The organism is Sedimentibacter sp. B4 (genome assembly GCF_000309315.1).
Classification (GTDB): Bacteria; Bacillota; Clostridia; order Tissierellales; family Sedimentibacteraceae; genus Sedimentibacter; species Sedimentibacter saalensis.
The window spans coordinates 1-241 of the sequence record NZ_CANG01000190.1 but is presented as its reverse complement, the minus strand read 5'-3'; the positions used below and the strand labels follow the sequence as shown (position 1 = coordinate 241).

Genomic DNA, 241 nt, shown 5'->3' with positions numbered 1-241 from the left:
GGACGATCTCGGCGACCGCGGCGGTGGCGAGCCCTCGCCCGCCGGCCTCCTGCGCGAGCCAGTAGCCGACGCTCGCCGACTGGAACGGTCCGCGAACGATGTTGTTCAGGTTGATTCGGCCCACGACCGCCCCGGCCTCGTCGAGGATCACCTGGGGCAGCAGCGTGCCCTCGGCGTGGCGGCGCAACGAGTCGGCGATCACCTCGGACTGTCCCTCGACCGTGAAGTAGTGGTCGGGACG

Annotated in this window: 1 protein-coding gene; it reads right to left on the bottom strand. The window is 71.0% G+C overall.

From position 1 onward, the window contains the following. A partial coding sequence (locus BN358_RS23125) for a GNAT family N-acetyltransferase (protein WP_157593352.1) occupies positions 1–241 on the bottom strand: 241 nt, incomplete at both ends.